The sequence below is a fragment of the Gardnerella sp. Marseille-Q9185 genome, from assembly GCF_046508745.1.
Classification (GTDB): domain Bacteria; phylum Actinomycetota; class Actinomycetes; order Actinomycetales; family Bifidobacteriaceae; genus Bifidobacterium; species Bifidobacterium greenwoodii.
In genome coordinates this window covers 146,423-167,951 of sequence record NZ_JBKFWK010000001.1, presented here as the reverse complement: position 1 = coordinate 167,951, position 21,529 = coordinate 146,423, and the positions used below count along the sequence as shown (strand labels likewise).

General features: G+C 41.9%; 20 protein-coding genes. 7 read left to right on the top strand and 13 right to left on the bottom strand.

Annotation, left to right across the window (positions count from 1 at the left end; all coding sequences use genetic code 11):
- Positions 1–13 precede the first annotated feature (13 nt).
- From ACLD5M_RS00665 to ACLD5M_RS00640, 6 genes are all read left to right on the top strand, one after another.
- On the top strand, positions 14–1,096 hold the full coding sequence (locus ACLD5M_RS00665) for a DUF881 domain-containing protein (RefSeq protein ID WP_004137219.1): 1,083 nt from the start codon (positions 14–16) through the stop codon (positions 1,094–1,096).
- Positions 1,097–1,098: 2 nt separating this feature from the next.
- Positions 1,099–1,431: a small basic family protein gene (locus ACLD5M_RS00660; protein ID WP_004135038.1), complete on the top strand. Its 333-nt coding sequence runs from the start codon at positions 1,099–1,101 to the stop codon at positions 1,429–1,431.
- A 1-nt stretch (position 1,432) separates the two neighbouring features.
- Positions 1,433–2,269 carry a DUF881 domain-containing protein gene (locus tag ACLD5M_RS00655; RefSeq protein ID WP_004137217.1) on the top strand — a complete coding sequence of 279 codons (837 nt, stop codon included), beginning with the start codon at positions 1,433–1,435 and terminating at the stop codon, positions 2,267–2,269.
- Between the two features lie 18 nt (positions 2,270–2,287).
- On the top strand, positions 2,288–2,728 hold the full coding sequence (locus tag ACLD5M_RS00650) for an FHA domain-containing protein (protein ID WP_004137215.1): 441 nt from the start codon (positions 2,288–2,290) through the stop codon (positions 2,726–2,728).
- Positions 2,706–3,341 (top strand): MerR family transcriptional regulator, encoded by a 636-nt coding sequence (locus ACLD5M_RS00645; RefSeq protein ID WP_410314337.1) that lies wholly within the window; start codon positions 2,706–2,708, stop codon positions 3,339–3,341. The genes ACLD5M_RS00650 and ACLD5M_RS00645 overlap by 23 nt, the downstream gene beginning before the upstream one ends.
- 67 nt (positions 3,342–3,408) lie before the next feature.
- The gene (locus ACLD5M_RS00640) at positions 3,409–3,861 is read left to right on the top strand and encodes a hypothetical protein (protein WP_410314336.1); all 453 of its coding nucleotides are present in this window, start codon (positions 3,409–3,411) and stop codon (positions 3,859–3,861) included.
- A gap of 147 nt (positions 3,862–4,008) precedes the next feature.
- Here ACLD5M_RS00640 and ACLD5M_RS00635 read toward each other — a convergent pair whose 3' ends face one another.
- From ACLD5M_RS00635 to hisS, 12 genes are all read right to left on the bottom strand, one after another.
- The gene (locus tag ACLD5M_RS00635; RefSeq protein ID WP_410314335.1) at positions 4,009–4,728 is read right to left on the bottom strand and encodes an HAD hydrolase-like protein; all 720 of its coding nucleotides are present in this window, start codon (positions 4,726–4,728) and stop codon (positions 4,009–4,011) included.
- 7 nt (positions 4,729–4,735) lie between these two features.
- On the bottom strand, positions 4,736–5,083 hold the full coding sequence (locus ACLD5M_RS00630; RefSeq protein WP_004126876.1) for an RNA polymerase-binding protein RbpA: 348 nt from the start codon (positions 5,081–5,083) through the stop codon (positions 4,736–4,738).
- 62 nt (positions 5,084–5,145) lie between these two features.
- Positions 5,146–7,779 (bottom strand): DEAD/DEAH box helicase, encoded by a 2,634-nt coding sequence (locus ACLD5M_RS00625; protein ID WP_410314334.1) that lies wholly within the window; start codon positions 7,777–7,779, stop codon positions 5,146–5,148.
- Between the two features lie 15 nt (positions 7,780–7,794).
- A complete protein-coding gene (locus ACLD5M_RS00620) occupies positions 7,795–8,133 on the bottom strand; it encodes a hypothetical protein (RefSeq protein ID WP_119521138.1) in 339 nt (112 codons plus the stop codon).
- A gap of 1 nt (position 8,134) precedes the next feature.
- The gene (locus ACLD5M_RS00615) at positions 8,135–10,057 is read right to left on the bottom strand and encodes a helix-turn-helix transcriptional regulator (RefSeq protein WP_410314333.1); all 1,923 of its coding nucleotides are present in this window, start codon (positions 10,055–10,057) and stop codon (positions 8,135–8,137) included.
- Positions 10,058–10,286: 229 nt separating this feature from the next.
- Positions 10,287–11,726: a UTP--glucose-1-phosphate uridylyltransferase gene (locus ACLD5M_RS00610; RefSeq protein ID WP_410314332.1), complete on the bottom strand. Its 1,440-nt coding sequence runs from the start codon at positions 11,724–11,726 to the stop codon at positions 10,287–10,289.
- Positions 11,727–11,857: 131 nt separating this feature from the next.
- A complete protein-coding gene (locus tag ACLD5M_RS00605; RefSeq protein ID WP_410314331.1) occupies positions 11,858–13,009 on the bottom strand; it encodes an amino acid ABC transporter permease in 1,152 nt (383 codons plus the stop codon).
- A gap of 5 nt (positions 13,010–13,014) precedes the next feature.
- Positions 13,015–13,692, bottom strand: coding sequence for an ABC transporter permease subunit (locus tag ACLD5M_RS00600; protein ID WP_004137196.1), 678 nt, complete (start codon positions 13,690–13,692; stop codon positions 13,015–13,017).
- 1 nt (position 13,693) lies between these two features.
- Positions 13,694–14,527: a glutamate ABC transporter substrate-binding protein gene (locus tag ACLD5M_RS00595; protein ID WP_410314330.1), complete on the bottom strand. Its 834-nt coding sequence runs from the start codon at positions 14,525–14,527 to the stop codon at positions 13,694–13,696.
- Between the two features lie 73 nt (positions 14,528–14,600).
- The gene (locus ACLD5M_RS00590) at positions 14,601–15,371 is read right to left on the bottom strand and encodes an amino acid ABC transporter ATP-binding protein (RefSeq protein ID WP_050543666.1); all 771 of its coding nucleotides are present in this window, start codon (positions 15,369–15,371) and stop codon (positions 14,601–14,603) included.
- Positions 15,372–15,559: 188 nt separating this feature from the next.
- Positions 15,560–17,356 carry an aspartate--tRNA ligase gene (gene aspS / locus ACLD5M_RS00585; RefSeq protein WP_410314536.1) on the bottom strand — a complete coding sequence of 599 codons (1,797 nt, stop codon included), beginning with the start codon at positions 17,354–17,356 and terminating at the stop codon, positions 15,560–15,562.
- A gap of 88 nt (positions 17,357–17,444) precedes the next feature.
- Positions 17,445–18,845, bottom strand: coding sequence for a histidine--tRNA ligase (hisS, locus tag ACLD5M_RS00580; protein ID WP_032841790.1), 1,401 nt, complete (start codon positions 18,843–18,845; stop codon positions 17,445–17,447).
- A 95-nt stretch (positions 18,846–18,940) separates the two neighbouring features.
- Here hisS and ACLD5M_RS00575 point away from each other — a divergent pair, with 95 nt between their 5' ends.
- Positions 18,941–20,311 (top strand): DUF349 domain-containing protein, encoded by a 1,371-nt coding sequence (locus tag ACLD5M_RS00575; RefSeq protein WP_410314329.1) that lies wholly within the window; start codon positions 18,941–18,943, stop codon positions 20,309–20,311.
- 72 nt (positions 20,312–20,383) lie between these two features.
- Here the strand turns inward: ACLD5M_RS00575 and ACLD5M_RS00570 are convergent, their stop codons facing one another.
- The gene (locus ACLD5M_RS00570; RefSeq protein WP_004126899.1) at positions 20,384–21,517 is read right to left on the bottom strand and encodes an Mrp/NBP35 family ATP-binding protein; all 1,134 of its coding nucleotides are present in this window, start codon (positions 21,515–21,517) and stop codon (positions 20,384–20,386) included.
- Positions 21,518–21,529 lie beyond the last annotated feature (12 nt).

The window sequence follows — 21,529 nt, the reverse complement described above, 5'->3', positions numbered from 1 at the left end:
TATGTAGGTTAATATGGCTCAAAATAGTGCATTAGATAACGCTCAGAAAGATTTTGAAGAAGAGAAGTCTACTAAGACTTCTAGCTCTTCTAGTGTTTCTAGCATTTCTCGCGTTTCTAGTGTAGATATGCCTGAGTCTTTTGCAGCGTTGGAAGGTATTGCGTTATCTCGTCGTCGCGCACTATTCTCCAAATCTTTTACAGATCTTGAATCTCACCATGTTGTTCTAACTGCAGATCGTTTTGCGCATAGTCACGATCGGCGTAGGTATATCGATGATTATGCTCTTCGTCTAATTGACGACTTAACCAATAGGCCTGTTGACCCGCTATTTATGGATGCTCGTTTAGGCAAACAGCCTGTTAAACCATGGCACAAGTGGTTTACGCGTATCATTGTTTTTCTTATTTGTATTGCTATTGGTACTGTTGGTAGCCAGTTTGTTCGCAGATTGCACACGGATCCAAGAAAAGCAATACGCTCTTCTTTAGCGAACGAGTTAGTTGGTTATACGAATCGTTTTGATAAGCTTGTTAAAGAAGTAACTCAGCTTAGAAATAGTGTTGATCATGAATCGCAGCGTATTACAACTGCTGAGGAAGACGAAGTTAGTAAATCCGACGATATGGTTAACGGTACGCATGCTGTTGAAGGAAGCGGAGTTACTCTAACTATTGCAAATCCTCTTTCTGCTAGGTCTGACACGAATAGTGGTTCATTGCCTAGGGAAAATAACGGTGCTCGTATGCGTCTTGTTACCGATAGAGATATTCAAAGACTAGTTTCAACATTATGGGAAGCTGGAGCTGAGGCTATATCTGTTAATGGGCATAGAATTGGCGCTCAAACGTCTATTCGTATTGCTGGTCAAACAATTCTTGTTGGTGTTAATCAAACACAAAGCCCTTACGTTATTGAAGCAATTGGTGACACGAATGAATTAATGCGAGCATTTAATGCAGCAAAACGTGTACGTTGGTATACTTCTTTACTTAACGCAGGTATTAATCCACAAATTTCACCTTCCAGGGTTATAAAACTAAACGCAGCTAGTACAGGTGATATTAATTTTGCTAGCGAAAGAAATAGGAGATAAGCATGGCAGCAATTCTAGGCTTGATTTTAGGCGTGCTAATTGGCATTGTGGTGCATCCAGATATTCCTATTGTCATTCAGCCATATTTGCCAATTATGGTGGTTGCAGCATTGGATGCATTGCTTGGTGCGGCTCGTGCGTATTTTGAGCGAAACTTTTCGGATAAAGTTTTCGTTATTTCATTCTTCTCAAACGTTATTGCAGCGACTTTACTTGTTTTGCTTGGGAACCAGCTTGGTGTAGGCGCTCAATTGCAGACTGCAGTTATTGTTGTGCTTGGTATTCGAATATTCTCGAACGTTTCTGCAATTCGTCGCTTTATTTTCAGGAGTTAATATGCGACCACTGTTTTCTAATGCTTCTCGAGGGGATGACATTATTCATAAAATGCGCAGACAGAATGCTCACGATTCTGAAAGCGATGCAATTCAAACGGGTTCGTTTCCTGCTGTTCGCCGTAGAGTAAAGCCGTCTTTAAGCGGCCATATTACTTACACGCGAATATTTACCGGACTTTTAATGATGCTTCTTTGTGCTCTTTTAGGATTTGCTTATATGATTCAAGTTAATAGAAGCAACTCTTTACTGTATGAAACAATGAGCGAGGAAGAATTAACTCGACTTATAACCGAAACGCATTCTCAAATTCAGAGTCTTGAAATGAGAAAAAGTGAGTTGACCGGTCAGCTTGATTCTTTAAAGCAGGCAGTTAATAAGCAGGATGAGGCGCGAAGAATTGCGCAACAAAACGCACAAGCCAATGGTCTTATTTCTGGTCGTCTTCCAGCTGTTGGAAGGGGTATTATTATACACATTACAGCAGGAGAGAAGGAAAATATTGACGCCGCAACCATGTTTCAGCTTGTGGAGGAATTGCGAAATTCTGGTGTAGAAGTTATGTCTATTAATGATGTTCGCATTGTGACTTCAAGCTATATTTCGCAAACAAAGCATGGGCTTTTATGCGACGGCATTATGATTGATCCGCCATATATTGTTAAGGCAATCGGAGATCCGCAGAATCTTCAAAATGCTGTTAATATTGCTGGCGGTGTTGGGTCGCGTTTGAAGATTAAATTTGGCTCTTCTGTTTTGGTTTCTGTGCCAGATGAGGTAGAAATTACTGCGACACGCGCGCCAAAACAGTACGAATATGCAAAACCCGTCGAGTAACAAGGTAGAATAGCAAGTATGACTGAACCAATTCCTACCGCTGGCGAAACAACTATTATTGGTATGCCAGCTATTCATATTCCAATGAATACTACTTCGGATCGTCCTTTGCAGCAGGATGATTTTGACACAATATCAAAATTGCTGCCTGGAACCGCATTGTTGATTTCAACCAGGGGAGCGGTTTCCGGTTCTCGTTATCTTCTTGACGAGGATTTGGTGTCAGTTGGTCGCGATTCGCATGCTGATATTTTGCTCGATGATTCAACTGTTTCTCGCTCTCATGCAGTGTTTAAGCGTGTTAACGGCGTTTTTAGCATTATTGATGCTGGAAGCTTGAACGGAACTTACGTAAATCGTGAAAGAGTGGATGAAGCTGTGCTTCATAATGGTGATGAAATCATGATTGGTAAATTCCGACTGGTATTTTTCGCTCATGACGCAGTTACAGTCCGATAATTCTTCCGATAATTCTTCTTATGCTGTTCAGGGGGAGCTTTTTGGTTTTTCGCTATCATCTGATCAGCTAGGGTATCGCGGTAGCGTTGCTATGAAAGTTGCTGGTATTACTTACCGGCAGTTAGATTATTGGGCGCGTAAAAGCATTATAGAACCTTCGATACACGCATCTAATGGATCTGGTTCTCGTCGTTTATATTCTTTTAAGGATATTGCGATTATGGCAGTTGCTAAAAGACTGCTTGATGCTGGCGTGAATTTAGTAAATGTTACGACTGCTATTATTTTTCTCAATCGTTATTCTGAGGATCGTTTGCGCAACATGACGATTATTTGCGACGGACAGTCTGTTCAAGAATGTGATGATAATCAAGAAAATATGCGTCGTATGCTTGCTTCTGGTTTCGCTGTATTTGCTATTGCTGTTGGGCGTATTGTGGCGCGTGTAGAAGATGATTTAGCTTTAGAAGCATCTTCTGAAAATACTAAAACAGAAGGCAACAAGAAAATTTCTGGTAAATCTTCATCTAAATCTAATTTAAAATCATCTATTACAAAAACTTCGTTGAATAAGCATAGTTCTTGGAATCTCGTTCAAGAAACGTGGGGATAGTAGGTATTAGTCTACAATTATTGAGTAGCAATTATTATGCGTGGCCTTTTTAAGAGGGAGGATATAGATGCTTTTTACTAATAATATGCTTAGCAATGTTTTAGTTTGCGCTGTAATGGTTTTTTGTTTTGCTCCTTCTTTAATTTTCCTAGTTAGCGAAATTATGTTTCTTATACCGTTTTCTCGTCGAAACAAAAAGATATATAAAGAGAAAAAGTATATTAAAAGTATTGGCGGAGATGTTTCTAAATATAAGCCGTCAGAGCCTATGCCGTTGATTCCGTGGAATGCTGTTGCAGTTTATTTAGCTGGATGGCCTGTTATGATTTTAGCGTTCATAATTAACGAGGTTTGTAATTTTTATCATCTTATTGATAAAGAGACTGTTGATTTTAGAGTTTACAAATGGTTGATTATTGTATTTGAAACTTGTAGTATTTTATGTGCTTTTATTGCTTTAGCTGCAATGATTGGTTATTCAGCGTATGCAGTATCACAAAATAAAAAAGTATCCGCATAAAAGTAAGTAAGCAAATATAAAAATGAGTACTACTTTTTATGTTTTTTTGTTGCTTTCTTTTGCGTATTCTAATCTAATTTGACATAACGTACATTATCGGATAAATATCAGGTAATAATATACTAAAAAGTATTATTAAATAATAAGTTAAGCGAAATATTCTAAAACTGCTGTGCTTAATTCGCTTACGTTGTCAATAATCCTGTAAGATCCGTGTGCTTTAAGCTCACCAGGTTCAGCGTAACCCCAAGCGCATCCCAAGCAATCTAATCCGCATTCTTTTGCGCCGTCAGCATCAGTCCAACGGTCGCCAACCATAAGTGCTCTGTCTCCTTGAGACGCATCATAGCCTATTTGATCGAATACGTAGCGAATAACTTGCGCTTTAGTAATACGAGACATATCCCTACTTGCGCCATAAATTCCGTCAATAAGATTATTAAATCCGAAATAATCGCAAATAGGTTTCATTTGATATTCAGGCTTGCATGATGCGGTTGCCAAATAAAAACCTGCTTTGCGCAATTTAATAAGCTGCTCAGGAATGCCATCGTATACTTTATTGAGCAAACAACCTGGGATTTTGCTTCCAGGAACGTTCGGATCGTCAAATGTAGCAATCTCAGAATAATATTTGCGATAAATAGCAAGACCCTGCATCTGCAGATTTTCAGGAACTTTAATTCTCTGGAAGGATTCTAAAATAGACGGTCCTATAAAACGTTGCATTTCAGCATCGTCAGGAATAGGCTGACCTAACTCTTTCAAAGCAAGCTTAGCGCAGGTAATAATGCCTTCGTCAGACTTTGTTAAAGTGCCATCAAGATCTAATAGCACAACATTTCGTGAGATTTTTCTCGAGTCCATCGAGCAATCACTCATAGTCAGGAATCCAGCCTTCGTGATGCATTTTCAAACGCTTATCTAGTAAAGTCTTCAATTCGTCTTCACTACGGCGTTCAAGCAACATATCCCAGTGTGTGCGAGACGGCTTGTTAAAATCGTCGTCAGGACGGTCGTCTTCACCTTCGCGATGAGCAATTGAACCGCAGCGGCACTCCCATTCTTCAGGGACATCAGCACCTTGAGCAAAAGGAAGTATTGTGCGGTGACCTTTTGGGCACACATATGCAACATCCTCGCGTGCAGCAAAATCTACATTATCGTCAGATTCCAAAGATTTTGCACCAATGCTCATACCGCGTAAACTGCGTTCTGCCATAGTATCTCCTTATTTAGTACTTTATAAAACTACCTAATTGCACGGACTAGCTGTTGTACATGTTACACATCCGAATATGCCACGACGCCACGGTTCATAAGTAATGCAGCTTCGTGAGCGTTAGATGCAAGATTTTTATCTACACCGCTTATAGCTTGTAAATACTCTCCCGCTGCGTAAAGCTGGGTGAGTAAATCAATAAGACGTTTTGCTTGACGAACAAAATCGCCTCCAGTATTGTCTGTATTTTGCAAAATGTCGGCTAAATCTGCTCCCTGAGCCCAATCGTACATAATATCAACAGCACCAAATTCAAGCGGTCTTAAAGCTGGAAGATGGGCGTTTGCGCACAATGCGCTTGTTCTAATAAATAGATCCTTCATGCGCGAAACAGTTGTAAATACCGCTCCATTTTGACCACCCGGGTATCTTTTAGGCTCTCCACCTGAAGCTCCCCTAGATTCGTATACTAAAGCAGATAAGCATGATAATAATTCAATAGGCGTAAGATTATTAAAAATTCCTTCACAAATCGCCTCAGCAAAAACAATATCTAGTTCATTATATAGTCTTCGCAACAATTGTCCGCGATCAGTAAGGCATAAAATATTTTGCTTGTTATTATCTTTAGAAGATTGCAAATAATTCAAACTGTACAATACGTCACAAATATGGTCAAAAGTTCGCGCAACAGAACCAGTACGAGATTCATAACGTTCACGCACCTGCTCAAGCTCCTTATGTTCGCGCATCCAATGGTATCCCCAACGTAAATGTTGTTGAATATCTGGGCATGCAGCACAAGGATGCTTTCTCTCTTCTTCGCGAAGCAAAGAAATAGTGTCATCTAGCTTCTTAAAAGCTGCACTTCTTTCAGCATCCGTCTTAAATAAAGTGTGTTTAAGCTTACGACGCTGATCATGCTGAGCTTCTTTAAGTTTCATGCGCAGCTGAAGAAAATCAGCAAAATCTCCCTGTTCACAGTGAAAAGCTTCTTCATATCCACTAAGAGCTGTTTCAAGCTCGTTCATACGACTATGTAAACGTTGGGCTGAAGCATTAGCTTCCCACTGTGCAAATGAGCAATCCAAAGTTGTGCGAGCAGTATCCGCATCGCTTGAATGCAGCAAATTAACAGCCATATTAAACGTTGGTACGAAGCTTGAATGTAAAGGATACACGCGCTTACTAGAAAGTGCTGCAGCTTGAGCTGGCACAAAATCAGCATGATCAACTAATACAGCATGACCAATATCGTCAATTCCGCGTCTTCCAGCACGGCCTGTAAGCTGCGTAAATTCGCCTGGAGTAAGAGGAACATGACCTGTGCCATCAAACTTTACTAGCTTTTCTACTACAACGCTTCTTGCAGGCATATTTAAGCCCAAAGCTAGTGTTTCTGTTGCGAAAACAACTTTAATAAGTCCGCGTTCAAATAGTGTTTCAACAATATGTCTAAATAATGCAATCATTCCAGCATGATGAGCTGCAAAACCTTGTTCAAGTGAAAACCTGAATCTTTCAAAAGAAAGTGCATGCAAGTCTTCTTTTGAAAGTTGATTTGCAACCATGCTGTCAACGATTTTGCGAATTTCATACATTTCATCATCGGAAGTAAGAATTAATCCAGCATTCAAGCATTGCTGAACAGCCTGATCGCAGCCTGAACGAGAAAAAATAAAGTAAATTCCAGGAAGCATCCCTAAGTAATCTAATTCGTCAATAACAGCCCAACGTTTAGGAGTATGTCGGTGAGTAGATTTATCTGACTCGGCCACTCCCCTTCTAACAACACGCTTTTTGCCTTTTCTATAACGGTATTTGCTGTCACTGTATGAATCCTGGCGTCTACGAGCGCGATGCTCCCATTCGTTAAGTTTCCTAGTTAATGCAGGATTTACTCGTTTAGTTTCGTTTCCTTTATTGTCGCGATCATATAAATCCAATAATTCAGGCTCAGTTCTGCCATCTTCCTGAATAACAACATGTCTTTCAAGAGGTACAGGCCTGTGCTCATCTACAACCAAATGTGTTGTTCCACGCACAGATTCAAGCCAGGAGGAAAAATCTTCCACATTAGAAACTGTTGCAGATAAACCAATGATTTTCACAGTTTTAGGAAGGTGAATAATAACTTCTTCCCAAACTGCTCCACGGAATTTGTCTGCAAGATAATGAATTTCGTCAAGAATTACAAAGCCAAGAGAATTAAGCGTAATAGAGTTTTCATACAGCATATTGCGCAAAACTTCAGTTGTCATAACAACAATATCTGCTTCAGGATTTACAGATGTGTCTCCTGTTAGTAAACCAACATTTTTAGAACCGTATTGTTCGCAAAAATCATGATATTTTTGATTACTTAAAGCTTTTATTGGCGTAGTGTAAAAGGCTTTTACGTTACGCTGTTGAGCTAAAAATACTGCAAAATCTGCAACAACAGTTTTTCCTGCACCTGTAGGAGCAGCAACTAAAACATTATTTTCAGCTTCCAGAGCATCAATTGCTTCACGCTGAAAATCGTCTAAATCAAAAGGCAAAGAACGTTCAAAATCTGCGGCCATTGAACGCTCATGTTTAATAACTTCACGAAAAGCAGCAAAACGTTGAGCAGGAGACAATAAAACGTCACCATTTTTGCAGTTATCTGTTTGTGAATTATGCAAAATATGCCCCGCTCTATCTTTATTGTTCAAATTGTTTTATGAGCTTTATAGTTTAATATCTTCTTCTCGAAGAGATTTTTCATCCCAGTGCTGCCATATTTTACGATGATTTTCGCGAATTTTTTGATGGCGTTCAAGCACTTTTTCTCTGGTTTTTTCATAACGTTCTGCAGCTTTTTGAATAGGCAGAGTAAAAAGAGGATCTTTAGGCTCGTCGTCGTTTTCATTAGACTCGTTCAAAGCTTCAAACTTAGAGGCTGCACTATCTGTAAAGTTAACGCAAGTCCTAGCTAGTTTTATTGCGCTTAAAACAACTACCACTACTCCGGCGGCAATCATGCACAGCATAAACACTGTAATGACTAGCCAAATCCACCATGGCATATTACTCCTCCGAGTTCGTGCTATCAGCGTGATTAACGCTTAATTCACGCTGTGCGCGGGCAATAATCATACTGCGCAATGTTTCTGGAGCAACAGCAGTAATGTGGCGAGCATGAGCAATACAGAATGCAACGAACCAAGAATCTGAAGAAACCGTAAGATGAACCTCAACCCCGTTTCCGCAAGGTTTAATAGTAGCTCCAGATAAATTCTTTAAGAAATTAAGCTCTGTTTCGTCAGTAGTGAAGCAGGTTTCAGTACCATTGTCAAAACTCCACTTACGAAGCTCGCTAACTGGAACGTCTGGAATTTCTAATTTAGACACAGGCTCCACAACTTCCGCACGCTCGATTCTAGCTACGCGAAGCACCTGCCAAATTCGAGGTAAGCCATTTGCCTTGTTAATAGTCGTATCTTTAGAAACAAACTCGCGCTTATCTTCAGGTGTTTGATTCTCAACGTCAGTCCAAACGGCAACGTAGTAAACGCCTTCATCAACATAAATTTTCGAAGGAGCCACAACTTTGCGTCGAATACGGCCAGCTCCATCGGTATACTCCATATCCAACAAGGCGGAGGCGTTAATAGCACTACGCACAATCGAGCAATTGCGAGGCTCGATTTCGTAGCCTGTTAAGCTTAGCCAAGGAGTTTGGCCTGGAAGCACGTGGCGGCGAAGACGCTTATACAACGATTCAGCTTGCGCTCGCTGCTCAACTGGCAACAGTAGAGAGTGCGCCAAATAGTTAGCAGATGCAGTTAGCATACTCAAATACTGTTGAGAAATACCGGCAAGACGCTCCAAACCCAAAGAGTTTGTTGCAGAAACAATGCCCTCGTTTTCAAGAAGAGTCCAATCAATGTCAAAGAATTGGCTGCCTGCCATTTCGCCATCGTCGGAAACAGTAGTAAGCGTATTAATATCTTTGTGAAGAATCGTAACGAAACGACGAAGCTCATCCTCATTCTTTGGCTTTCCAATAAAACGCTCAGCTAGTTCGTTTAATGGGAATTCTTCTCCAAGATGGGCAGATAAGAAAAGCATCAAACGCAAACGACGGTCAACTTCGCTACCCGTTTGGAAGGATGAGCCTTTCTTTGCGTGAGATTTATCTGCTTCAGAATCTTGAGCTTCAGTATTCTGCAAAGGTGCTTCGTTATTTTCTTCGCTATTAAGTTTGTTATTTTCGTTGCATGCTGCAAAATCTACAGCTGCGTGCAAGCGACGGTGGAAAGCGTCAACTGCCTCTTGTGGGCTTACAACGCTTGAGCCTGGATGCTCTAGCACAAACATCGCTAAATCGTCTGCATCTGTATAAGCAACGTTTAAGTGTTCTCCGTCAACGTCAACTGTTGCCGCAAAACGACGAGAATCAATAACTTTCACCAAAGAATCAGGAAGCATTTGAGTACCTAAACCAGGCGCAATAGAATCCAAACCTAATCCAGGAATAGGAGTTTGAGGAACTCGTGGAGCTGTGCGAGAAGTACGCTGTTGCTCGTGCTGATCCGATTCAATAGAAGAAATAGACATTGAGCGAGCAAGATAATTTGCCGCTGCTAACACTGGCAATTCAGATTGGTCAAAACGTAAACGCACGCGAGGCTCATCGCCTAATTGCAAACGATATGAAGCAAAGTCTTGACCTTCGGACTTCGATGAGTATTCAGGCTGCCTAGACTCGATTGCAATTCCCATAGCAGCTAGTTTTGCGCGATCTCGCTGGAATTGTTTTGCGAATGCTGCTTTGGCTGCTTGGTCAGCAAGCTCACCATAAGAATCTGCGTATGCTTTAACGCGTTGTGCAATTTGCCGCGAAGTCAGCCATTGCGGGAATGCGGAAGACAATACAGCGAGCACATCGAGCTCGTGTTTGCCCCATTTGTCGGAAAAACGTCGCCTTCCGTTGCTTCCTTCTACCATCGGTCCTCACGTATCATGTTTGAAATCTGTTTACTTATGTGTAAGTGCATGCAAAACTCACAAAATGCAGTTTTATTTGCGTTGCACTATTACACAACCTTTTCTATTTTAATGGTGTTTTGCGGTACGTGTGGACATTTTTTGAAAAAAGTTACAATAATTCTATATTTTTTGTTCACACAAACACAAACAACGTTGAAAATACGCCATTTTTTCGCGACACGCCATACTAAACCCATGAATCTGGTTCAATTCCTTGCGGTCCAACAAATTCTCCATTTGGAACATAACTTGGCTCACCAGTGTCTTCTAATACTGCATCAGCAAACATTGATACCTGGTTGCCAAAAGTCCAATCTCCCCTAATAGTAACCGATTTTGCAGCAGCTAAAGCTGGTACGGAGTATGGGAATCTCTCGTCAAAATCGTTTATGTTCTTGTAATAGCGTGGATCCAAATCAATATCTGGGAATATGTAATTTCCATCTTCCATCTCGTAAGAATCAGTAAGATGGAATCTGTCGGATCGCATAATAAACAAGTCATTTGTGGTTTTAACAGGCAAGAAACGCATACGGTCTACTTCCACGCAAAGTGCTTCGTCAAAAAGCGATGCAACAGCGCCCATTGCTGTTTCTAATTGAACTACTGGAGTGCTTGTTTCGTCAGTTGGGTCAACTGTTTTTCTGTTACAAATAACAGGAAGTGGCAAAATTCCATCATGTTCTTCCAGCTTTTTTTGCAACGCGTCAACACGAACCCAAATATTATTCGTATTAAAATATGGATGCTTTTTAATACTTTGCGCACTTCTGCGATCTTCCGGATGAACCTGTGTCATTTCGCGAAGCATTAATCTTCCAGTTTGAGCATCTCGAACAATATGCCCACCTTTTCGATCAGCTTGGGTTCGTTTTGCAACTTCAATCATGATTGGAGCGCCAGTATTTTCAAAATGCTGTGCAAGTGTTCTTGAAGGTCTTGCGCCTAAGTTGTCGGAATTTGAGATAAACAAATACTCAATACCGTGCTCTTTTAAAGTTTGTAATAATTTAGATTCCCACAGAGTTGAAAAAATATCACCATGTCCAAGAGGGCACCATTCAAGGCAATGATCTTTTTCGTAAGAAACCGGCTCTCCTGTTTCTTCAACAAGTTTAGGCTCTTGATGCTGAATAATTTCAACTGGAATATCTTCCTGAATAAACTTACGATTGCGTTTTAGAACTTGCAAAGTATCGTGAGAAGTGCGGAAAGAGTTCATAAAAATCAGTGGAAGCTCAACTCCTAAACGCTGACGTGCTGTAAGAACCTGACCGATAATAATATCAATAAAGCGCATTTGACGAGCTTTATGTCTGCGAACTGGTAGTAAAGATTTTGCGCAAGACAATCCCATAGAAGTTCCCAAGCCGCCGTTCAGTTTAATAAACGCTGTTTTTGCGAATGCGTTCACTGCTTTATCATGATCAATAGTTTCGTAAATTTCGTGAAAAGTTGGAACGCTTTTAATAGGCTCAATTGTGCTTTCGCGAATAAACTCCCCTGAATTATCCCCAGATTTATTTACGCTCCAAACGTTATACAAGTGCTCAAATTGTTCAATAGCAATTTCGCTCATTCCTTGTTCGCGCATCTTTGCAGCGGACAATTCAAACGCGCCATCCATGTATTAGCCTCCTTGTATGCATGTGGCCATAAATAGTTTATGACCCTAATAGTTTAGCTACAAAAAGCGTAGTCAGCAACTAAAGTCACTAACTACGCTTCCTAAATTTTGCTACAAATTTTAGCTACAAGCTAAGCTTTTGGATTATCTTTTTTAATATCTTTATGATTATCCTTTGGCTTATTTTTTGATTTGTTGCCAAAATTGCTTTGAGCATTCTTAAGATTTCCTTCTGTCTCGTCGCCAGTTTTTAAGTGATGCTCATCATAGCCTTGTATGTAGCGAGTTCTACGCCAATGATGGATAGAAGCGTTAGTTCCACGGTGATGGACGTGATACTTACGAGGAGTACCACCATAAGGTAGCTCTTTAACCTCGTTAGCCACAGCCATCTGGTTCACGTTAGAAGGATCCATAATAGCAATTGGTGCAACAGGGTCTGCCTCTGTTGGAGCCGCAGTGCGATTCTTCAAGTGAGCTGGGAGCCATTCTGCAAACCAAGATAGCGCAAGGCAAATCAGGAAGTATATAACTGCTGCCACGCTTAAAGTTTGCAAAATATTAAAGTACATTGATCCAAGTCGACGAGATTCCTGGAGTAAATCAGTGTACATAATAATCGAACCAAGAGCAGTATCCTTCAAAACAACAACAAGCTGAGTTACTGCAGCAGGCATCATAGCAATAATAGCCTGTGGCATTTCGATTTGCGTAAGAGATTGGTATTCGCTTAAGCCTAATGCTAACGAAGCTTCACGTTGTCCGTTTGGCAGATTACCAACGCCTGCTCTAACAAGCTCGGCAACAACGGAGCCGTTGTACATAATCAAAGCTAGAACTACAGCCCAGTATGATGCCTCTTTCATGCCAGAAAGTGCAAATGCTCTCCACAAGAAAATCATAAGCATTAATACTGGTACGGCTCGGCAGAACTCAACTATTACTGCAGAAATACTACGAATAATGAAATTAGGTAAAAGACGGCACAATCCAAAGAATAAGCCGAATATTATGGAACCTACTACAGCAAGCATAGAAGCTTTCAAAGTCATCCATAATCCTGGAAGATAGAAATCAACCCATGCTTCAGATTCAATAGCTGGATTCCACAATACCCAAGAAAGCTGGTTTTCTCCTTCTGGTGGATTGCTAAGTCGCATTAGTACAGCAATAACGAATACAGCAAACACGCAGGCTGCAATAATATTTGCTACTCGAATCTTACTAAGAGCTTTAGGACCTGGAGCGTCAAATAATAACGATTGTTCACGTTGTTTAGCCATCACTATCACCTTCTTACAGCAAGCTTGTTAGACAGATACGTTGTCAAAATTCCAATAGGAATAATGAGGATGATGTATCCTAAGGCGAATATTAAGAAGATTGGTACGATTAAATCCGCGTGCTTCTCAATCATTTCGCTCATCATTGTTGAAGTTTCTGTTGCAACAGATGCTGCTGCAGCAACTGTAGAATTTTTAAGCAATGCAATAAAAGTGTTACCCAAAGGTGCAACAGAGCCGCAGAATGTTTGTGGCAAAATTATTTGTGTTGCCGACTGGAAGAAGTTTAATCCAAGAGCGCGGCAGGCTTCAGCTTGACCAACCGGAACAGTGTTAAGTCCGGATCTTAAAGATTCGCACACAAACGCTGCCGTATATAGTGATAATCCAGCAATTGCAAGCCAGAAGAAATTCACTTCAAAAATTGGTGAGAAACCAAGCTTAAGCTGAGCGTACACGCCTAAAACCATGAAAACCATGATGATTGTAAGAGGCATGTTTTTGAAAAGCTCAACATAGGCGGTTGCAACCATGCGCAAAGAAGCCACAGGGCAAATGCGCATTGTAACAAGTATTACACCAATTATTGTTGAAAACAGTACACTCCATAAGGTGATTTCAATATTGACCAAGAATGCTCCTGGAATATTGTAGGAGGTAAAAAGTTGCACGAAATCTTGCATATTACATCTCCCCCTCTTGAGGAATTGGCGGATTATACTTTGCGTTTGGCTTAAAACCAGTTCCGCGCAAATTATCGTCTAGAGCTCGCTTCCAAGATCCGTTACGAATCATGTCTTTTAATGCGGCGTTAATTTTCTTAGCTAAGCCAGTGTTGCCTTTTTTGATGCCAATTCCGTAATATTCTGCGGTAAATGGCTTGCTAACAAGCTTTAAACGGCCTCTAGAAGCTGTAGCTAGGCCAGCAAGAATAATATCGTCGGTAGTTACAGCATCCACAATGCCTGAGAATAATGCAGTTGCACATTCCGCGTAGCCTGGCTGTTGCATAAGTTGTACTTTTGAAGAGAACTTTTCTTTAACAACTATTGCGGATGTTGAACCAGATACTGAGCATAAACGCTTACCGTCTAAATCGTTCGGGCCATTTACTTTATGCTCGCCTTTGCGAACTAGCAAATCTTGGCCGGCAATAAAGTAAGGTCCTGCAAACGAAACCATTTTCTTGCGAGCGTCAGTAATGGAATATGTTGCAACAATCATATCGACATCACCGTTTTGAAGCATTGTTTCACGCTGCTTAGATGGTGATTCTTTCCATACGATTTGATCTTCTGAATAGCCGAGCTTTTTGGCAACATACTTAGCAACGTCAACGTCGAAACCAACGTAAGTTCCTGATTTTTTGAAACCCATACCAGGCTGATCGAATTTAATACCAATGCGTATTACTTTTTTACCATCGCTACGATCGCAAGCTGTAAGCGGCATAACGCAGCATACGGTACAAAGCATCGCTAGTATCGCACGAAAAATGCGATTATGTAATATTTTCATATCTTTTCCCTTCATAAGAACTGTTTTCGCATGTTTTGGCGTTTAAGCTAAAACGAAATTGAAAAAAGCGCTATTAGTGCGTAAGAATCTTGGAAAGGAAATCTTTTGCTCGATCAGTTTTTGGATGCTCGAAGAATTCTTCTGGAGTACCCTGTTCGAGGATTTGACCATCGGCCATAAAAACAATTCTGTCAGCAGCTTTACGAGCAAAGCCCATTTCGTGCGTAACACAAATCATTGTCATGCCTTCTTTTGCAAGCTCAACCATAACATCCAGTACTTCGTTAACCATTTCTGGGTCGAGTGCGGAAGTTGGTTCGTCAAAAAGCATAACTTTTGGTTGCATTGCGAGCGCTCGAGCGATTGCTACGCGCTGCTGCTGTCCGCCTGAAAGTTGCGAAGGCATTTTATTAGCCTGATTGTCTACTCCTACTCTAGTGAGTAATTCCATGGCAAGAGTTTCAGCGCTTTGCTGATCCATGTGACGAACTTTCATTGGTGCAAGAGTAACGTTTTCAAGAATCGTTTTGTTTGCAAAAAGATTAAATGACTGGAATACCATTCCAACTTCTGCGCGCAAGGATGCAAGCTCCTTGCCTTCCTGTGGAAGTGGATTGCTGTCTATGCGAATATCTCCCGAATCAATTGTTTCAAGACGGTTGATTGTACGGCACATTGTTGATTTTCCAGAACCGGATGGGCCAATAATAACGAGAACTTCGCCTTTATTGACAGTGAGATTAATATCTTTAAGCACATGTAATTTTCCGAAATGCTTTTCGACATGGCTTAATTCTACAAGGGGATTTGCCGCTTTGAGCACTTTAGAAGTGCTATTAGTCATATCCTCGGCGTTTGGATCTGACTTTGATACTTGCTTATCCATAAAAAGAAGTCTAGCTAAGCTGTGTTACGGTTATTTATCGCCACCGTTACGTTTTGTTACTCTTAGGTTACAAAAAAGCCGCTGATTGAGGATTATTAAATCAACAATCAACGGCTTTGTAACAATATGTTGCGAGTAGATTTTATTTACTCGTCTTCTTCTGGATCGTAGTCTACGCCAGTTTCTGCACGCTGCTCGTCAGAAATTGGAGCTGGAGCGCCAGTTAGAGGGTCTCTACCGCCGCCAGCCTTAGGGAAGGCGATTACGTCGCGAATCGAGCTTGCGCCTGCCAAAATTGCAGCAGTACGATCCCAGCCCAAAGCAATACCAGCGTGAGGTGGAGCGCCGTACTTGAAAGCTTCAAGCAAGAAGCCGAACTTTTCGTCAGCTTCAGCCTTGTCGATTCCAAGAACGTTAAGAACGCGGTCTTGAATATCGTCGCGGTGAATACGAACAGAGCCGCCGCCCATTTCGTTACCGTTGCACACAATATCGTAAGAATCGCTCATTGCATGCTCTGGATCTTTATCGAACTTGTCAATCCAATCAGCAGTTGGCATTGTGAACGGATGGTGCATAGAAGTCCACTTAGAATGGCCAACTGCAACATCGTCATCGTCTGGATCGTCAGTGCGCTTAAACAGTGGGAAGTCAACAACCCAAGTGAAAGCAAACTCATCTGGGTGAAGCAATCCTGCGCGGCTAGCAAGTTCAACTCGCACTGCGCCAAGCAAAAGCTGGGAAGACTCGCGAGAGCCTGCTGCAAAGAATACTGCGTCGCCATCTTCTGCTCCAACAGCTTCTTTGAGTCCTGCGCGCTCTTCTTCACTAAGATTCTTAGCAACAGGGCCTTTAAGCTCGCCGTCTTCGCCGAAGACTACGTAAGCCAATCCCTTAGCTCCACGCTGCTTAGCCCAATCCTGCCATGCGTCAAACTGGCGACGAGGAGTATCAGCGCCGCCCTTAAACAGCACAGCGCCAACGTAGGAAGCTTGGAACACGCGGAATGGAGTGTTCTTAAAGAAGTCAGTTAATTCAATAAGTGGGTTTCCAAAACGCAAATCTGGCTTATCGGAACCATACTTATCCATAGCTTCCTGCCAGGTAATACGAGGCAAAGGAAGGGTGATTTCGTGACCTGCTTCCTTCCAAATAGCAGCAATAACGCGCTCTGCCATAGCCATAACGTCTTCCTGGCTTGCAAAGCTCATTTCCATATCGAGCTGAGTGAACTCAGGCTGACGATCAGCACGGAAGTCTTCATCACGGTAGCAGCGAGCAAGCTGATAGTAGCGTTCAACGCCAGAAACCATGAGAAGCTGCTTTAAGAGCTGTGGAGACTGTGGAAGCGCATACCAAGAGCCTGGAACTAAACGTGCTGGAACAACAAAGTCTCGAGCGCCTTCTGGAGTGGACTTAATAAAGGTTGGAGTTTCAACTTCCGTAAAGTCCATATCTTCCAAAGCGTGACGAGCAGCCTTAGCCATGTTAGAACGAAGCTTTAGATTGCGCTGCATAGATGGGCGACGCAAATCAAGGTAGCGGTACTTCAAACGAACATCTTCGCTAGGAAGCTTGTTTTCGGACTCGTTTTCCAAAGCAGTAGAAACCTGGAATGGAAGAGCGTCGGATTTAGCGAGAATTGTAACGGTTTGAGCAACAATCTCAATTTTACCTGTTGCTAAGTGGTCGTTCTCATTACCATCCGGGCGCAAGCGAACCTCGCCGGTTACCTGCACAACAAACTCGCTTCTAAGCGGGCGTGCAGTTTCCTCATCATAAATAACAACCTGCACCAAGCCTGTGTTATCACGGACATCAACAAAGGCAACGCCACCGTGGTCACGGCGACGATCAACCCAACCAGCAATGGTTACTTTTTGCCCGACTAATTCTTCAGTCACTTCAACGGCATGATGTGTACGATACGCCGTCTGGCTCATAAGTCCACTTCCTCTACGTTCTAATAATGGTGTATTCATTTTTGTTGACATAAATTGCGTTTAATATTCAAGCAATTTCGCACGAATATTATTTAGCGCAAGAAACTGTCTGCCGGGCATAAACAGTATCCGGTTGCCACGACGTGGCGTCTGCTACCGTCTGCTCGCCAGTAATAATATTTTTTACCTCGTCTTTGGAAGACTCGGACTCGGTGCTGTCTGCTGGGAACCATACGTAAGGAATACCCAGCTTATCTGCATACTTGATTTGCTTACCGAGCTTTGCTGCAGTTGGTGCAACATCTGTTGCAATACCGCGCTCGCGAAGCTTCCTAGCAATCTCATTGCATGCAGGACGATCTTCCTCATTCCAAACTGCCACAAGAACTGCTGCAGGAGAAATTCTAGAAACTGTAGCGCCAGCGCTATGAAGCATGTAAGAAACCAAGCGAGACAATCCAATAGAAAGACCGACGCCTGGATACTTCTTTTTGCCTTGAGAAACAAGATTATCGTAACGGCCGCCAGAGCAAATAGAGCCTAAAGATGCTGCATTATCGAGGAAAGTTTCGTAAACGGAACCAGTGTAGTAGTCAAGTCCTCTAGCAATCTTCAAATCTGCAACAACAGCGCCCGGACGAATTCGTGCAGCTTCGTCAACAATCATTGCGAGCGTTTCAACACCTTCTGTAGCCAAAGCGTACGATTCGTTATCTTCGCTAGTAGAAATATTGTGTTTATTGCATAAAGATTCAAAGCTAGACTTTAGTTCTTCCCCAGTTTTTGCAGTAAGCTCAGCTAATTCTAAGCAGGCAGCAGCTTGAGACTCATTAGCTCCGCACTCTTTTATAAGAAGTTTAGATACTTCTTCTGCACCAATTTTGTCTAGCTTGTCGATTTCGCGAAGAACACCTTCAATATCTGTTAAACCAATACCGCGGTAAAAACCTTCGGAAAGCTTACGATTATTTGCGTGAACTGTAGCTTTTGGTAAACCAAATTCTCTCAATCGTTCAAGAGCTTCAACCATAACCAAAGGCAATTCAACTTCGTAATGAGAAGGAAGTTCTCCGTTGCCAACAACATCAATATCTGCTTGAACAAACTCGCGGAAACGACCTTCTTGAGGACGCTCCCCTCGCCAAACCTTTTGCATTTGCCAGCGTTTAAACGGGAATGTTAAATCTCCAGTATGTTCAACAACGTAACGGCTAAGCGGAACTGTTAAATCAAAATGCAAGCCAATTCGTTCTTCCACAGGAGTGTCAGATTCGTGACCAACTTCTTGCAATCTTGACAATAAATAAATTTCTTTACTTGTTTCGCCTTTTTTCAACAAACTTGAACCCTGTTCTACGGCGCGCGTTTCTATGCCAATAAAACCGTTTAGTTCAAAGACTTCTCGAAGTGTATCTACTACTCGCTGTTCAACAGCGCGTTCACTAGGAAGCCATTCAGGGAAACCTGATATAGATGAGCCTTGTACCATGTCCACTATAATAGGTGGTGTTGCGGAAAAATCATGGCTTACCGTCATACTTATTCGTAACATTGTTACCGTGCATCTGCTGTAAGGAGTCGACCGTGACCGAACAGACTAAACCTGAAGAAACTACTAAAACTACTACCGCGCCAAAGCCACTTGCTCCATCGCCTGCGAGCTTCGCGCATAAGACTCGTGTTGTTGCTCAAGCACCAACTATTTCTTATAGCGAAGAGGATATTAAATCCGCAAAAAACTTTGGCCGTGTTGATGAAAATGGCACTGTTTATGTTACTGAAAATGGTACTGAACGTGAGGTTGGTCAATACTCCACTGGAACTCCTGAAGAAGCATTGACTTTCTACATTCACCGCTACCTTGATTTGAAGATTAAGCTCGATTTATTCGCTAAAAGGTTGGAATCAAGCAACGTAAAAGTGAAGGAAATTGATGAAACGCTTAACACTTTGCAAGAAGAATTAGCTGAGCCTGCAGCCGTTGGTGATCTTGCTGCTTTGCGTGCGCGACACGCCGAGCTTAAAGCAAAGGGAGATGAAAAGAAAGAAGAAATTGCAAAAGCTCGTAAAGAGGCTCTTGAAAAAGCTTTGAAAGAGCGTGCAAATATTGTAGAACGCGCTGAAGCATTGGTTGCTAAAATGGGCGATTCAACAAATTGGCGAGAGCTTAACGATAAGCTTCGCTCTCTTTTCGACGAATGGCAGGAACATCAGCGCACTACTATTCATTTGAATAAGGCTGATGCAGATGCTTTGTGGCAGCGTTTCTCTAAGGCTCGTTCCGCATTCTCCCAGGCTCGTAATTCTTGGGTTAAAGAACGTGAGCACGTGCGTAATAACGCTAAGCAGCTTAAGGAAGCTATTATTGCTGAAGCTGAAAGCTTGAAGGATTCAACTGACTGGCGTGAAACTTCTACTAAGTTTAACGCTTTGATGGATCGTTGGAAGAAGGCTGGTAATGCTGGACGTCAGCATGATGATGCTTTGTGGGCTAAGTTCCGTGAGGCTGCTGATGCTTTCTACCATGCTCGACAGGCTGATCGTGAAAAGTTGAATGCTGGAGAGCATGAGAATCTCGCTAAGAAGGAAGCTTTGCTTGTAAAAGCAGAAGCGTTGCTGCCTGTAGAAAATGAGGAAGCTGCTAAGAAGGCTCGTAAAGCTTTGTCTGAAATTCAAGAAGAGTGGGATGCGATTGGCTTTGTTCCTCGAGAAGATATGCGTCGCATTGAGGCTCGCTTGAATGATGTTGATAAGAAGATTAAGGCTGTTGAAGAGGCTGCTTGGAGAGATGCTGATCCTGAAGCTAACGCTCGTAAGTCCAGCTTTGCTTTGCAATTGGAAGCGCAGCTTGAAGAGCTTAACGCTGCTATTGCTAAAGAAACCGACAAGAAGCGTAAAGCTAAGTTGGAAGCTGAAAAAGCAACTAAAGAACAGTGGCTTAATGCTGTTAAGTAATTAGTTTTATAAATTAGTTTTATAAATTAAATAAAAATATGGGGTTTCTTGAAAAATCAAGCGGCCCCATATTTATTTTTGATTAGATTCTTCCATTAAAGATTTAGCAAGTTTCACAAAAGTATTAGCAAGCTGTGAATTATCTAACTTCCCGTCTTCGTTTAGAACCGCAGGACGTCCCGCTTCGCCAATTTCTCTAAGAGTTGGGTCAAGAGGAAGCTGAGCTAAAAGAGGAACATTAGTATGAAGAGCTTCACAAAGCTGTTCGCTAACTCTTTTTCCGCCTCCGGAGCCGAATATTTCCAAGCGCTCGCCATTATTTTCAAACCAGCTCATATTTTCAACAACTCCTCGAACGCTCACAGGAATTTGCAAAGCCATAAGACCTGCCCTAACCGCAACGTCCGACGCACTAGGCTGAGGTGTTGTAACAACAACAAGCTCAACGTTTGGTAAAGTTTGAGCCACAGCAAGTGCCATATCTCCTGTACCAGGTGCTAAATCAAGCAAAAGAACATCTGGACTTCCCCACCAAACGTCTGAAAGAAACTGTTCTAACGAACGCTGTAAACGCGGTCCTCTCCACAAAATAGCACGATCAGTTCCAGCAAACATGCCGATTGAAATAAGTTTTACTCCCCAAGACACAACTGGCATAAGCATGCCGTTAAGATTAGTTGGCTGAGAGTTTACTCCAAACATGCGCGGCAAAGAAAAACCGTATACGTCCGCGTCGATTGCTGCAGTGTCGTATCCTAAAGCTGCAAAAGTTGCGGCCAAATTAGCGGTTATAGAAGATTTTCCAACGCCGCCTTTTCCTGAAGCAATAGCAAAAATTTTCGTACGCGTACCAGCTTTGTTAAAAGGATTTTCTCTGCGCTCAGCCTTCAAATCTTCTACTAGTTTTTCTAGCTTATCTTTACTCATTGCGCTAGAAGTAACATGCGCTATAAGAGTTGCTTGAGGATATTTAGATACAGCTTCTTTTACTCGTTCTGTAATAATTTCAGCCAATGGGCAGTTTGGTACAGTAAGTTCAAGCTTTATTCTTACGTTATAAACTGGTTTAGAAGCATCTAAATTTTCAGCTTCACTAACACTAACGCCAGTTACCATATTTAGTTCTGTAACCGAACGGCCTAATTCTGGATCAATAACGCTACCCAGCAAATCGTAAACGCGTGTTTCGAGTTCGCTCGTGTTCATTTATGTTATGAT

Excerpts from the sequence above, each read along its gene's own strand:
- ACLD5M_RS00645 (WP_410314337.1), top strand. The coding sequence starts at position 2,706 with ATGACGCAGTTACAGTCCGATAATTCTTCCGATAATTCTTCTTATGCT.
- ACLD5M_RS00655 (WP_004137217.1), top strand. The coding sequence starts at position 1,433 with ATGCGACCACTGTTTTCTAATGCTTCTCGAGGGGATGACATTATTCAT.
- ACLD5M_RS00610 (WP_410314332.1), bottom strand. The coding sequence starts at position 11,726 with ATGGATGGCGCGTTTGAATTGTCCGCTGCAAAGATGCGCGAACAAGGA.
- ACLD5M_RS00605 (WP_410314331.1), bottom strand. The coding sequence starts at position 13,009 with ATGGCTAAACAACGTGAACAATCGTTATTATTTGACGCTCCAGGTCCT.
- ACLD5M_RS00615 (WP_410314333.1), bottom strand. The coding sequence starts at position 10,057 with ATGGTAGAAGGAAGCAACGGAAGGCGACGTTTTTCCGACAAATGGGGC.
- ACLD5M_RS00620 (WP_119521138.1), bottom strand. The coding sequence starts at position 8,133 with ATGCCATGGTGGATTTGGCTAGTCATTACAGTGTTTATGCTGTGCATG.
- ACLD5M_RS00600 (WP_004137196.1), bottom strand. The coding sequence starts at position 13,692 with ATGCAAGATTTCGTGCAACTTTTTACCTCCTACAATATTCCAGGAGCA.
- aspS (WP_410314536.1), bottom strand. The coding sequence starts at position 17,356 with ATGAGCCAGACGGCGTATCGTACACATCATGCCGTTGAAGTGACTGAA.
- ACLD5M_RS00570 (WP_004126899.1), bottom strand. The coding sequence starts at position 21,517 with ATGAACACGAGCGAACTCGAAACACGCGTTTACGATTTGCTGGGTAGC.
- hisS (WP_032841790.1), bottom strand. The coding sequence starts at position 18,845 with ATGGTACAAGGCTCATCTATATCAGGTTTCCCTGAATGGCTTCCTAGT.
- ACLD5M_RS00650 (WP_004137215.1), top strand. The coding sequence starts at position 2,288 with ATGACTGAACCAATTCCTACCGCTGGCGAAACAACTATTATTGGTATG.
- ACLD5M_RS00660 (WP_004135038.1), top strand. The coding sequence starts at position 1,099 with ATGGCAGCAATTCTAGGCTTGATTTTAGGCGTGCTAATTGGCATTGTG.
- ACLD5M_RS00630 (WP_004126876.1), bottom strand. The coding sequence starts at position 5,083 with ATGGCAGAACGCAGTTTACGCGGTATGAGCATTGGTGCAAAATCTTTG.
- ACLD5M_RS00595 (WP_410314330.1), bottom strand. The coding sequence starts at position 14,527 with ATGAAAATATTACATAATCGCATTTTTCGTGCGATACTAGCGATGCTT.
- ACLD5M_RS00635 (WP_410314335.1), bottom strand. The coding sequence starts at position 4,728 with ATGGACTCGAGAAAAATCTCACGAAATGTTGTGCTATTAGATCTTGAT.
- ACLD5M_RS00590 (WP_050543666.1), bottom strand. The coding sequence starts at position 15,371 with ATGACTAATAGCACTTCTAAAGTGCTCAAAGCGGCAAATCCCCTTGTA.
- ACLD5M_RS00640 (WP_410314336.1), top strand. The coding sequence starts at position 3,409 with ATGCTTTTTACTAATAATATGCTTAGCAATGTTTTAGTTTGCGCTGTA.
- ACLD5M_RS00665 (WP_004137219.1), top strand. The coding sequence starts at position 14 with ATGGCTCAAAATAGTGCATTAGATAACGCTCAGAAAGATTTTGAAGAA.